Here is a 12413-nt window from a genome sequence, read left to right on the forward strand (position 1 = left end):
CTGTATTTATATACAGTATATTTTGCGATACGCCACATCGCAAGCACCGGAATCTGGTTAGCCCCTTGGGTGCAGTAAAAACCGCTTAAAAAACAAGCGTGAAATTGCCCATCATGTGATGAACTTCAAAGTCTGAATTGCGACTTAGGTCTAATGTGGCTGCAGTTAATTTAATCATTAATTTTTGCCGACCACACCGCACACCGAGATAGCAAACCGTGCCAGCCAAACACGAGGCTGGGCTGGCTATCTGGTGCTAATTCGAGCAAAGCGCCAAGTGAGTTTGGCGAGCGATGACCTTGCTGTTATCGCCATGGTGGGTGTTCAGGTTTATGTGAGTGCCTGAGAAAAGAAGCGTGTCATTGTCGGTACAATAATGGCTGTCTTCTTACGCGTTACAGGCAGTTGTCGCGCAGTGTAGTGGCTTGTTCATTCACGACAGGATTAGGTTAGGTGCCAAGGCAATGCATGGAGGCCTTTGAGCATGAGCTGGACCTATGTCGATGCAGCAGACGATCTGACATATCGCCAACCCCTACCTAACAATACCCCGCTTACCGAATACGATATCCCACACCAAGAATGCGAATTACGCCAGGCCATTGAAGAGTGGTTGAGTTCGGCGTTTATTCCGTTTAGCTCACGTCCGTGGCTGGACAACCTGTTTCATCATCACGATGTGGATCAAGCCAAGCATGTGCTGGAAGAGGCGGATGAGCGCCTAATGGGGGTGTTGTGTAGCGAGGAGCATCGCGCCGCCTTGGCCCGGGTTATCTCGGTCACTCCGGATAACGCACCGCATAAAAAGTACTTAGTGAGGCAGTTTTTACTGCCTCTGTTGCGTAAGGCCTTGCCGCATGCGCTCAGCGTGAGTGCCAAGTAACAGCAAGTTTGCCTCGATAGAGGCGATTAGCCGCCGATACGCTTCACTTTATAGCCTTGCTGCTCCAGCCAGGCTTGCAGTTTGTCGCGCTGATCGCCTTGGATCTCGATGACATAGTCTTTGACGCTGCCGCCAACGCCACACAGCTTCTTCATCTGTTTGCACAGACCTTTAAGCTCGCTGGCTTCCACGCCAAAGTCGCTCAGGCAGGTGACGCCTTTGCCTTTGCGGCCTTTGGTTTCGCGGCGCATCTTGATAAAGCCGTCGGAGGCGGGGATCTGTTCCGGCTGTGGCTCAGCCTCAATTTTTCCTTGGTCGGTGGAATACACCAATTGCGACAGTTGATCGCGTAACGATGACATAGTTGCCTCAAAAGCAGAGAAATTACCCCGCGAATAATACGTTGTGGCAATTATCTTGTGAAGCAAGATGAAATTGATATGTATCAAGGTAATGTGAGCTGGATCGGTTCAAGATGCAAATGGTAATAATTGTTATTTGGAGTAAGGGATGCGACTCAATCAGTTAACTCCGGGCCAGCGTGCACAAGTGCTCGACCTCAATCTTTTATCATCTGCGATGCGTCGCAAGCTCTTATCAGTGGGTGTTTTGCCCAATACAGAACTCCAGCTTATCCGAACCGCGCCGTTTGGCAGCCCTTTGCAGCTTAAGGCTAAAGGGATCAGTTTCGCCTTGGATTTGGATCAAGCGAAGAAAATCGAGGTACAAGCGCTATGAAGGATTGCTGCGACAGCCAACGTGAACAAGCGATACTGAACAGGGATAGTTTGAATATCGCCACCATCGGTAACCCGAATAGCGGGAAGACCACCTTATTTAACGCCTTAACCGGTGCCCGTCAGCGTGTGGGTAACTTCAGCGGCGTGACCGTTGAGAAGGCCAGCGGCCAATTCACTGCCAGCGATAAGCAGATTAACTTAGTCGACCTGCCGGGTGTTTATAGCCTGGAAAGCATGGGCGACAAGGGCGCGCTGGATGAAAAGGTGGCGCGTGATTACCTGGAGCAGCATCAACTGGACTTGGTGATTAACGTGGTGGATGCCTCGAGCCTGGAGCGCGGCCTATTCTTGAGTCTACAGCTTAAAGAGCTGGGTTTGCCGGTTCTGCTGGTCGTTAACAAGATGGATACCGACAAAGCCAAGCAGCTGGATATCAACACCGCCGCCCTAAGCGAAGCGCTAAAGATGCCGGTAATGGCCTTAAGCGCCACTCACAAAGGCGATGTGGAAAAGCTCAAGCGCAAGCTTATCGCCCAAACGGTTTTGGCCCAGCAAGCTGGCCAGCCCGCGGTGAGCTACCCCGATGCCATCAATCAATTCTTCCTAGGCGCTGAGGCGATTGGCTTAAGCCGCCGCGACGCCTTTGATTTACTCAATGATGAGCAGCCCGCCTGTGTTGAAGGCGATTCGGCCTTGAGCGAACAAGCTCAGCGCTTGCGCACCAATATTGGCAACTACGACATTGAGCTGGGCTTGGCAGAAGCACGCTATAGCCGAATCTACGAGATCACCCAGTTTGCCGTGAAGGCAAAAGGGCAGCTATCGCAAGATGTTAGTGAGCGCCTGGATAAGGTATTGCTGAACAAATGGCTGGGGATCCCGGCATTTTTGCTAAGCATGTACGCCATGTTTATGTTTGCCATCCACGGTGGGGCGGTTTTCATCGACTTCTTCGATATCACCTTTGGCACCGTGTTTGTCGATGGCGTGGCTCAGCTGCTGGAGGCGCTGAGCGCCCCGGGCTGGCTGGTGATGATCTTCTCTGAAGGGATCGGTGCCGGTATCCAAACCGTTGCCACCTTTATCCCGGTGATTGCCTTCTTATACCTGTTCTTGGCAGTGTTGGAGAGCTCTGGCTACCTGGCCCGTGCAGCCTTCGTGGTTGACCGCTTTATGCAGAAAATCGGCCTGCCGGGCAAGGCCTTTGTACCGATGCTGATGGGCTTTGGCTGTACTGTGCCTGCGGTGATGGCGACCCGAGTGTTGGAAAAAGAGCGCGAGCGTATTCTTACGTCGGCGATGAGTCCGTTTATGTCCTGTGGGGCGCGTCTGCCGGTATACGCATTGTTTGTAGCGGCCTTCTTCCCCCACAATGGTCAGAACGTGGTGTTTGTGCTCTACCTGCTGGGGATCTTGGCCGCGGTTGTTACCGGTCTGCTACTCAAGCACACCCTGCTACCGGGGAGCGCCCAGGAAAACCTGTTGGAGCTGCCTGACTATCAGATCCCCCGCGTTAGCAATATCTTGCTGCTGACCTGGCAGAAGGTACGCGGCTTTATCATGGGGGCGGGTAAAACCATTGTGGTGGTAGTCGCCATCTTAAGTGTGCTTAACTCGATTACCCTGAAAGGGGAGGCTACCGATCCGGGCAGCGATGACGCCATCTTGGCTCAGGCTTCGCAGCTGGTTACGCCGGTATTCGCGCCGATGGGCGTGGAAGAGAACAACTGGCAGGCTACTGTGGGGATTGTAACTGGCCTGTTCGCCAAAGAGGCGGTCATCGGCACTCTTAATACCCTCTATTCAGATGCCGGTGAAGACGAGGCTTGGAGCTATGGCGAGCGCTTTGCCGAGGCCTTTGCCACGATTCCCGACAACCTATTCGATATGAGCTTTAGCGATCCGCTGGGGATTGCGGTGGAAGAGGGGTTAAGCGAGCAAGAAGCGGCCGACGAGCTGGAAGTGGACCTGACCACCATGAACATGCTGCAGCAGCACTTTACCAGCGCCTCTGCGGTGGCCTACATGCTGTTTATCTTGCTGTATATGCCTTGCGCGGCGGCGATGGGGGCGATAGTGAAGGAGTTAGGCAACGCCTGGGCCCGCTTGATTGCGGTGTGGAGCACCTTGCTGGCCTATTGCAGCGCAACCGGCTATTACCAAGTGATGAACTTTAGCCACGCGCCGCTGAAGTCTAGCTTAACCTTACTCGGTGTCGCCCTTGCCGTAGGGATATTTGTTATCGCACTAAAACGTATGGGGCGCCGCAACTATGACCTCGCAGCAGCGTAAAAAACTATGACCTTGCAGCAGCGTAAAAAACTATGATCTTGCAGCAGCTTAAACAAGCGATTATCGATCAGCCGGGCATTAGCCTGGCTGAGCTGGCGCGAAAGTTCCGACTGAGCGAAGATGCCTGCAGCGCCATGCTGCAGCCTTGGGTCGCCCGGCAACGTCTGACCATGCAATCATTGCCGGGCTGCTCGGGCAGTTGCGGCTGTCAGATCGGTGAGCAATTCACCCTGTATTGGCAGCCTGAGCAACAGATCGGCGTGCGTTTGTGCTAATGACTCATGGGCGACAGGCTGAACGCTAGTCGCCCAAGCCATCTAAAAATTGCTCGATGCTGGTGGGTTTGCCATACATCCAGCCTTGAGCATACTCCACCCCTAACTCGCGCAGCGCGCGGGCCTGCATAATATTCTCGACCCCTTCGGCCACTACTTTCAGCTCACTGCTGTGGGCAATATCGATAATCATTGGGATCAACGATGAGCGGATTGCGCCTTCTTCCAGCTCATAGGTGAAGCTGCGGTCAATCTTCAGGTAATGACAAGAGAATCGCTTGAGCTGCTGCAAATTGGAGTAGCCGGTGCCGAAATCGTCGATGGCGATCTCCAAGCCATGGTCAATTAAATGTTGGATATTCTGTCTCGCTTGCGGGGCATCGAGGTGTAGATCTTCGGTTATTTCTAAGGTGATAGAGCCGGGAAAGGCCTGCACTTCTGGCCAGTCGAGTAGCTCGACAATCTTGTTTGACTCCACATCGCTCGGGAACACGTTAAAGCTGAGCTTGAGGTGTTTGAGTTGCTCGCCGGGGCCAATCATCCGTTGCAGGCTTTCGGTGACGATGTGTTGGGTGAAGCGCCAGCTCAGACCTTGGCGCTGCAGCTCGGGGATGAACTGATCGGGCGTTAGGCTGCCTTGCGCATCGTTAAAGCGCGCCAAGATCTCACCGCCAATCACCTTGTCGGTGTTGATATCGACAATCACTTGGATCACCGGATAGAAGCAGTGGCGACTTAGCCCACGGCGTACCCGGCTGGCAATGGTGGCACGATGCTGCAACCAATAAAAGGCCGAGTTGTAGCTCAGCAGCAGCATTAGCAGCAAGACCATTAACGACATAAGCACCAGCTCAGGGCGAGTCTTGAGGATGCTTAGATGGTCAGTCTCTATGCCCATGCAAAAACGCGAGTGAATAGCGCAACGTTGGCTTAGGTGGGACTGCGCGCTACGGTGCAAAAGAGTGCCCGGTTGGGTCATGTTGAACAGCTCAGGTTCGCCAAATATTGGGATCAGGCCATTGCTGCTGCGCCCAACGATTTGCCAGCGATGGCTGGTGATGTCCGCTGGGTTCAATTGGTTACCATCGACCACTGCATTAAAGCGGCCCAACTGCATGATATGGGCGCGGTAGGCGAAATCGAAGATGTATAGCTCTTCATCGATCCACACGCTGATCTGCTGATCGGTGCGATAGCTGGGCGCTTGAATCGGCAGTGGCGGTTCAATCGGTCCACTGGCGGTGGTGCAGGAGAGGTGATCGTTATCGATAAGGCCGATGTCTTGAATAAAGGGGTTAAGAAACACCGCCCGGCGCATATGCAGTAACAGCGCTTCGTCGCATTGCTCAGAGGGCAGTTGATTAAGCTGCTCAAGGGAGCCGGCTACCGAGGTAAACACTTTATCAGCGAGGTTTAAATAGCTATCAAGTAATCGCTGCTGCTCGCGAAACAGCCAACTGGAGAAGATCAGCGTGAGCGCCAGCGTGCCCAATAAGGTGATGGTAACGGCAAAGGAAAACGACAGAAAGCGGTGTTTATTCAAGCAATTGTCTCGGGTCGAAAAATGTAACTACTTGAATATAGACGAAAGCAGCTGGTTCGCTGGGGCTTGATGATTAAATTTTGCTCCTAGACAAATATTCGTAATATTAAGCCGTGGCTAGTTGTAAGTATTGTGAATATCCCTATAATGTCGGCTAATCTTTTGGTAGAGGAGCTTTAGTCAAGAGTATTGCAACACCGGGTGATGCCTATGGGGTTGTGAGAAAGGGGCCAAAGCCGAAGTGGATAACACATCAATGTTATCTGCTGGTGCTGTACTTAACAGGTACAGTACTGTCATGGTTTTATACCGTGGAGCGCTACCGGTGATCAGCTCCCTTCGCAATAGTGGTTCTCTGATCTCGTGTATCGCTCCTAAGATGTTACACAGAAACACAGAGAACATATGCAAACACTACTTACAACCTATCCCGCACTGTCATTGCTGCCACCACTTCTAGCACTAGGTATGGCGCTGATTACCCGCAAGGTTATCTTGTCGCTGGCTGGCGGTATCATCCTTGGCGCGTTGCTGGTCAACAATTTTGTCCCTGGCGAAACCGCACAATACATCTTCGATACTGCACTGGCTTTGGTGTGGGAATCAGCCGAATACGACGCCGCTGGTAATCTGCTTGAAGCGGGCGGACTCGAGCTATGGAACGTTGAGATTATCATCTTCCTACTGGTGCTCGGTGCGATGACCAGCATCATGACCCTAAGCGGTGCTACTCACGCCTTTGCAGAGAAAGCCAAGCAACGCCTGACTAAGCGCCGTGATGCCACCTTGCTAACGGCACTGCTAAGCTTCGTGGTCTTTGTGGATGATTACTTCCACAGCCTGGCCGTGGGCAGCGTTACCCGCCCGGTGACCGACCAATTCAAGGTAAGCCGCGCCAAGCTGGCTTACTTGCTGGACTCAACAGCAGCGCCAATGTGTGTATTGATGCCACTTTCTAGCTGGGGTGCCTACATCATCGCGCTAGTGGGTGGCCTGCTGGTTACCCATGGCATGACCGAGATGGCGCCGCTAACCGCCTTTGTTGCGATGATCCCATTTAACTTCTATGCCCTGTTTGCGCTGATGTTGGCCTTGGCGGTTGCCTACTTCAACATCAACCTAGGCGGCATGAAAGTGCACGAAGAGCGCGCTCAGACCCAAGGCCTGCTGTTTGACCCGGCTAAACCTGAGCCTGCTGGCGCAAGCGCAGAGTTTGAGCATTCGCCAAATGGCCACGCTATGGGTTTGATCCTGCCAATCTTGGTGCTGATCCTATCTACCTTCGCATGCTTTGTGATCACTGGTCACATGGCCTCTGAGCCGGAAGCCGGCTTCTCGATTCTGGCATCGCTGGAGAACACCGATGTGACCCGTTCACTGGTCATCGGTGCAGTATTGGCCACCGTTGTAGCGCTGGGCTTCACTGTTGCTCAAGGTGAATCTGCTGGCCGCATTGGCCACGCTACCCTGCTAGGCGCGAAGTCAATGTTACCTGCCATCCTTATCCTGCTGTTCGCTTGGGGGATTGGTAGTGTGATTGGCGACCTGGAAACCGGTAAGTTCCTGGCCACCATGGTGGAAGATACCCTAAGCCCAAGCTTGCTGCCGCTATTGGTATTCATTCTGGCGGGCATCATGGCATTCTCTACTGGTACTAGCTGGGGCACTTTCGGCATTATGTTGCCAATCGCTGCTGACATGGCGGCAGGTACCGATATCAGTCTGATGCTGCCAATGCTGTCGGCAGTACTTGCCGGTGCAGTATTTGGTGACCACGCATCGCCTATCTCAGATACCTCTATACTTTCTTCGACCGGTGCGGCTTGTGACCATATGGACCACGTTAACACCCAGCTGCCTTATGCACTGCTGGCCGGTGGTATCAGCGTGGTTAGCTACTTGGTATATGGCTTTACCGGTAGCGTGATTCTGGCACTGGGCCTTGGCTTAGCGATTCTGGCAGCGCTGGTAATCAAAGGCTGTCAAAACGCACCCGTTGGGCAGAGCGCCTAACAAGCAAACTCGCTTAAACGTAAAAGCCCGGTGAATACCGGGCTTTTTTGTGGCCGAACAATAGCAAAGCTGTTATGCGCGACTTGGAGCGAGGAGGGCGCTAGTGCCTATAAGTATTGCTACTCACTGCGCTGTTGCTCTAGCTTACGCTGGTAGTCTTGCTTAACTATTGCTAGCGCGTCTAATACCACTTGCGGCTCAAGCTGGTTTTCTTCCAGCAACTGGATCAGGTCGACGGCGAGCTTGATATGGGCGGGGGCGGTTTCTAAAGACATAGGGACCTTATTCGTTAGATAAAACAAAGGCCGGATAACCGGCCTTTGTACGTTGCTGGCTTACTCAGATTCTACTGCTGAATAGCCCATACTTGGAACTGTTTACGGGTAGCTTCGTCCGCTTTACCGTACCAGAACTGCAGCATTTCCATTTCGGTACCGGCAGCTTCAGGTGCTTCGCCGGTAATCGCCCACACTTGAATCTGCTTGCGCGTGTCAACCGAGGCCTTATTAAACCAGAAGGTCAACATCTCCATTTCGGTGGTGTTGCTGGTGGAGGTTACCGCTGGCGTAGAGGCTGCTGGTGCTGCCGCAACAGCGGTAGTGGCCGCTGCAGTGGTCGCTGCCGCCGCAGGCTGGATAGCTTTTGGTTTTGGCGCTGCAGCCGCGCCTGCTGGCGTGGCGATGATCTGGCTAGCGTTTTGGGTTTCGTAGGCCGCGATCTCTTCGAGGTAGTCGCGGTTTAGCTGAAAGCCAGGCTTAAGCGGTAGGTGGTAGTACTCGTGACGAACTTGGCCACCACGCTTATCACTAACACTAAAGCGAGGTTTCTTCGCATACTCTTCGGCTTTACGCACGGTGCGCGGTGAGTCACCCTTTAGCACGATGTCTTGATCGGCGCTGAGCTCGAGGTTGATCACGATAGGGCCAGACGAAATAACTTCTGAGTTGTCTGAGCCGCCAACGGTATCGCGATAGCGCACTACGACTTGGTGAACTCCACCGTCGAGATCAACTTTAGATTTACTGGTAAAAAATGAGCTGACCTTCTCTTTATCCACGTAAAGCAGTTCGAAATTGGTCGGGACAGAAAAGCTCGCAGCAGCTAGTTGGGCACTGGCCAGGGCAGCGACAGCAGCTGTCATAGCTTTCGTAAAGAGGTGCATGTTTACTCCTTAAAGCGATTGCGGATGAGTTCCATTTTGTGTTCGATTTTCCACGTGGCTTTCTGACACTCACCTAAGCGAGCCTGTAAAGCCAACAATTCGGCGCCCAGTCTAGCAGTTTCCTTGGGGTTAACGCTATTGCTACGCTGTTGATTTTTTGCGGCTATTTGTTGATTTAACTGTGTTTCGAAGTGCCGTTGCTGCTCAAGGCGACGTTGCAGCGCACTTAAGTCATCATTTTGTAGTGTTTGGTTTAGCTGGCGCTTCCACTGTTTCACCCGCTGTTGCTGCTGTTGGTTGCTTTGTTGCTGGTGGCTACGATAGTTGGCACTGTTAAGCTGTTTTCTCAGCATGGCGAACTTGCCGACAAAGCGGTCGCGGTACAGGGCGAGCAGATCGATATCTTGGCTAAGTTCGCTAAGCTTCACCAGCCGCTGCAGATCGTGAGTAAGCTCTTCTACATAGTCGAGATAGTTGTCGCTGCGGCAGGAAAAGCGCTCGTCTAACACGCTTAAGCGCGCATAGGCGTGGCGCTCGCCTTTTTGGTCGATCTGTTCTGCCAGCAAGCGTAGCTCGTAGAGCTGGCGATTTAGACGGTCTAGCTGAACCATGCTTGCAGCGCCAACTTACCAGCGATGATCAGCACCACCGTAATAAACACCGGGCGAATAAACTTAGCACCAAACTTAATCGCCGAGTGGGCGCCGATATAGGCCCCAACCATAATGCTTACGCCCATGCTCAGGCCCAGCGCCCAGGATACATGCCCCAAGTACACAAAGGTGAGGAAGGAGACAAAGTTGCTGGTGAAGTTCATTGCCTTGGCCAGGCCAGAGGAGAGCAAAATATTCATCTTATACAGCGCCATGGACGATACGGTCCAAAATGCGCCGGTTCCAGGGCCTGCCACTCCATCATAAAAGCCCAGACTAAAGCCTTGGGTAACAGTACGCCGATGGTGCTGGGGGCTTACCTCTGGCAGGGCATCTTTGCCCTCGGCCTGCTTGCGATTGATGATGGTGTAGATGGCGGTCGCGATGATTACCAGTGGCAGTAGCTTGTCCAGCCAAGCAGTTGAGATAAAGTCGACCACAAAGGTGCCAACTGTGGCGCCAAGCGCTGTGGCGACAAAACTCCAACGCCAGAACACCGGGTTAAATAGCTGCTTGCGATAATAGGTCCAGGCGGCAGTAGAAGAGCCAAAACTGGCCGCGAGCTTGTTGGTGCCCAGGGCGAGGTGAGGGGGAAGACCTATGCTGAGCAGCGCGGGTACGGTTAGCAAACCGCCGCCTCCGGCAATAGCATCGATAAATCCAGCGCTTAGGCCAACGCCAACGACCAGCAGCAACACGGAAAGGTCAAAACCCAGTTCTAGCATGCAAATTACTCTTTGTGGTTATAGGGTGGTAGCGCGGCTATCAGCTGTTTTCCGTAACGGCGGGTGAGGATGCGCTGATCAAGGAGCTCGATTGTACCTGAGTCTTGCTCCTTTCTCATCAGTCTTCCGCAGCTTTGTAGCAACTTACGACTCGCCGCTGGCAGAGTTAACTGCATAAAGGGGCTAAGGTTTTTCGACTCTAGCAGTTCCGAGTGGCTCTGCATCACCGGATCGGTCGGTACCGCGAAAGGAAGGCGGGCGATGATCAGGTGAGTAAGGTAATCGCCAGGCAGATCGATGCCCTCGCTAAAGCCAATAGTGGCGAGAATCACCGATGGCTTTTTGCTGTCGCAACAACGGCGGTGTTTATCCAATAGCTGGTTGTTACTCAGCTCCCCTTGTATCCACAGGTTGTGGATACGCGGATCCATGGCTTGGCGCACTGAATCGACCAAGCGATAGGAGTTGCACAGCACGAGTACTGCAGCGCCTGCTTGGTAGGCTTTTAGCACTCGCTCAGCAACAAACGCGGGGTACTCGGCGGAGTTAGGATCCGGCTGCTGTTTGGGTACCAGTAAATCGACCTGTTTGTAGTCGAAGGGCGAAGGCAGTTTCACGATCTGCTCTGAGCTGAGCTTTTTCACCAAACCGGCTTGTTGTAAGAAGAAGTCAAAGCGCCCTAATGCACTGAGAGTGGCTGAGACCGCCACAGCGGCAAAGGCTTCTTGCCACAATATGTTCTGCAAAACCCCACCAATCTCAATGGGCGAATGACAAAGCAGCAGCTCGTGCTCGCTGCGTTGCAGCCAATAGGCGTTGTTGGTGCTGGGCTCTTGATAGGCATAAAGGCACTCCGCCCAACTTTCTACAAAATAAAGTAGCTGGTTGACCTGGGTGAGGTAGTTCTCGGCAACACCGGCTTTTAGTTTGTTGTCGTTAAAGGCCTCTTGGATAGCCCCTGCATAGCTTTGCAGGCAGGAGCGCAGCTTGGTCGCTGCAGGACGGGCGTTATTTGCCAAGTTAGTCAAAAAACTAGGCAGCTCAGCATTGGCAAAGCGCCAGTTGTGGTTGTCATCAAACTTAGTGGGGTTTTGAAACGCGAAATCGCTCAAGCTGGCAAAGCAGCTGGCTAGGCTGGCGCAACACTCCTTAAGGGTAAGTCGGTGGCCGTGTAAGCCGTGTAGATCGAGTTTGCTAACCAGCAGCTTATCGAACTGAACGATGGCCTTGAGTTGCTTGTCGGCATGTTTTACCGCCAGTGCACTGGCATTGGCCTCGCGGGCAATCTCGGGAAACTGATGGGCTTCGTCCAATATATAGATGCAGTCCTGGGCGGGAGGGAGGATATGGCCACTGCCCGCCAACAAATCCGCTAGCAGCAGGCTGTGGTTAGCGACAATCACATCCTGTTTTTTCAGCCCATGACGTGCCTTATGAAACGGGCAGTTGCGGTGTCGCGGGAACTGCGGGCTACAGCTGAGCCCATCGGCCTCGATCTGCTTCCACAAGCTGTCGGAGATCTTGGTCGGCCAGCTATCTCGATCGCCTTTCCATTTGTTTTGCTGAATCGCCGCCAGAAGCTTTTTTGCCAAACTCTTCTGACTATCGCTCAGCCCTTTGCCATTGAATTCAAGGTTGGCAAGTTTGTGGGTACAGCAGTAGCGGTGGCGTCCTTTGGCCAGTGCAAATGAAAACTTACCTTCGGCGGCCAAGTGTAATAAAGGCAGGTCTTTTTCAATCAACTGTTGCTGCAACGATACCGTCGCGGTGGAGACCACCAAGGTCTTGTTAAACGCCTTGGCCAGTGGAATGGCTGCAAGCAAATAGGCCAGAGATTTACCAGTACCGGTACCTGCTTCGGCCAGCAAAATACGTTGCTTACGATCTATATCACCGGCAATGGCGCGTGAAATCTGCGCAATGAGTGAGGCCTGCGCCGGGCGTGTAACAAAGCCCGGGTTCTGCTCTTGCAGTTGTTTGTACCAGTGTCGAATGGTGGATTTGTGTTTGCTACTTAACAAAAATCAGCTCTTTAACTTGATTGATTTACCGCCACCAGAAGTAGCGCCTGCCAACATTATATATGGAGGCGTTTCCCTCGGTTTCCCGCATGACTACTTAGAATAC

The 12413-nt window shown here is 52.9% G+C and carries 12 protein-coding genes and 1 riboswitch; of the genes, 5 read left to right on the top strand and 7 right to left on the bottom strand.

Annotated elements, in window-relative coordinates:
- Positions 1-484: 484 nt before the first annotated feature.
- The gene (locus tag G461_RS0121955) at positions 485-883 is read left to right on the top strand and encodes a hypothetical protein (RefSeq protein WP_026973471.1); all 399 of its coding nucleotides are present in this window, start codon (positions 485-487) and stop codon (positions 881-883) included.
- 26 nt (positions 884-909) lie between these two features.
- Here G461_RS0121955 and G461_RS0121960 read toward each other — a convergent pair whose 3' ends face one another.
- Entirely contained in the window at positions 910-1245 is a 336-nt protein-coding gene (locus tag G461_RS0121960; RefSeq protein WP_051333762.1) for a translation initiation factor, read from the bottom strand.
- Between the two features lie 148 nt (positions 1246-1393).
- Here G461_RS0121960 and G461_RS0121965 point away from each other — a divergent pair, with 148 nt between their 5' ends.
- Genes G461_RS0121965 through G461_RS25180 form a run of 3 tightly spaced genes read left to right on the top strand, consistent with a single transcriptional unit; the run spans position 1394 to position 4190 of the window.
- A complete protein-coding gene (locus tag G461_RS0121965; protein ID WP_026960597.1) occupies positions 1394-1621 on the top strand; it encodes a FeoA family protein in 228 nt (75 codons plus the stop codon).
- The gene (feoB, locus tag G461_RS0121970; RefSeq protein ID WP_051333763.1) at positions 1618-3915 is read left to right on the top strand and encodes a Fe(2+) transporter permease subunit FeoB; all 2298 of its coding nucleotides are present in this window, start codon (positions 1618-1620) and stop codon (positions 3913-3915) included. Before G461_RS0121965 ends, feoB begins: the two co-directional genes overlap by 4 nt.
- A 32-nt stretch (positions 3916-3947) precedes the next feature.
- Positions 3948-4190 carry a FeoC-like transcriptional regulator gene (locus G461_RS25180; protein ID WP_051326893.1) on the top strand — a complete coding sequence of 81 codons (243 nt, stop codon included), beginning with the start codon at positions 3948-3950 and terminating at the stop codon, positions 4188-4190.
- A gap of 25 nt (positions 4191-4215) precedes the next feature.
- Here the strand turns inward: G461_RS25180 and G461_RS0121980 are convergent, their stop codons facing one another.
- Positions 4216-5733, bottom strand: a complete 1518-nt coding sequence (locus G461_RS0121980; RefSeq protein WP_026973474.1) for an EAL domain-containing protein — start codon at positions 5731-5733, stop codon at positions 4216-4218.
- A 158-nt stretch (positions 5734-5891) separates the two neighbouring features.
- Positions 5892-6063: riboswitch (Lysine riboswitch) on the top strand.
- Positions 6064-6138: 75 nt separating this feature from the next.
- Between G461_RS0121980 and G461_RS0121985 the strand changes: the two genes are divergently transcribed.
- Positions 6139-7746, top strand: a complete 1608-nt coding sequence (locus tag G461_RS0121985; RefSeq protein ID WP_026973475.1) for a Na+/H+ antiporter NhaC family protein — start codon at positions 6139-6141, stop codon at positions 7744-7746.
- Between the two features lie 119 nt (positions 7747-7865).
- Here G461_RS0121985 and rsmS read toward each other — a convergent pair whose 3' ends face one another.
- From rsmS to dinG, 5 genes are all read right to left on the bottom strand, one after another.
- The gene (gene rsmS / locus G461_RS26000; RefSeq protein WP_084429480.1) at positions 7866-8021 is read right to left on the bottom strand and encodes a pleiotropic regulatory protein RsmS; all 156 of its coding nucleotides are present in this window, start codon (positions 8019-8021) and stop codon (positions 7866-7868) included.
- A gap of 71 nt (positions 8022-8092) precedes the next feature.
- Positions 8093-8908, bottom strand: a complete 816-nt coding sequence (locus G461_RS0121995; RefSeq protein ID WP_026973476.1) for a YccT family protein — start codon at positions 8906-8908, stop codon at positions 8093-8095.
- Between the two features lie 2 nt (positions 8909-8910).
- Positions 8911-9519 carry a primosomal replication protein PriC gene (priC, locus tag G461_RS0122000; RefSeq protein ID WP_026960592.1) on the bottom strand — a complete coding sequence of 203 codons (609 nt, stop codon included), beginning with the start codon at positions 9517-9519 and terminating at the stop codon, positions 8911-8913.
- Complete coding sequence (locus tag G461_RS0122005; RefSeq protein WP_026973477.1) at positions 9507-10286, bottom strand: sulfite exporter TauE/SafE family protein; 780 nt, start codon at positions 10284-10286, stop codon at positions 9507-9509. The genes priC and G461_RS0122005 overlap by 13 nt, the downstream gene beginning before the upstream one ends.
- Before the next feature lie 5 nt (positions 10287-10291).
- The gene (gene dinG / locus G461_RS0122010; RefSeq protein WP_026973478.1) at positions 10292-12307 is read right to left on the bottom strand and encodes an ATP-dependent DNA helicase DinG; all 2016 of its coding nucleotides are present in this window, start codon (positions 12305-12307) and stop codon (positions 10292-10294) included.
- Positions 12308-12413 lie beyond the last annotated feature (106 nt).

This window comes from Aliagarivorans marinus DSM 23064, assembly GCF_000429485.1.
Lineage (GTDB): Bacteria > Pseudomonadota > Gammaproteobacteria > Enterobacterales > Celerinatantimonadaceae > Aliagarivorans > Aliagarivorans marinus.